1 protein-coding gene is annotated in these 235 nt (G+C 65.5%); it reads right to left on the bottom strand.

The features are described from left to right. Positions 1-235: hypothetical protein (locus KVT28_RS26950; protein ID WP_217551393.1), on the bottom strand; the 235-nt coding region annotated here is incomplete at both ends.

Below are 235 nucleotides of genomic sequence, written 5' to 3'. Positions count from 1 at the left end.
ATCGACGACACGCGGATTGATGTCGGCGCCGACAACCGCGAGATCGTCGATGCGAGCGAGGCCGAGCGAGACGAGCGCGTCGATCACGGCCCACGGCTGATAGCTTTGTGGCGCGTTGGTTTCGAGGAATCCCGTGCGTGGCGCGAGGTCAAGGCCCGGACCGACGATGAGCACCCGCCGGATTCGGGTGGCGGGAGCGAGTGACTTCAACACCCCGAGCCCGTTGTAAACGACG

Origin of the sequence: Pantoea sp. GbtcB22 (assembly GCF_019091025.1) — a bacterium.
GTDB classification, from domain to species: Bacteria; Pseudomonadota; Gammaproteobacteria; order Enterobacterales; family Enterobacteriaceae; genus Pantoea; species Pantoea leporis.
This window is presented reverse-complemented; position numbering and strand designations above follow the sequence as displayed.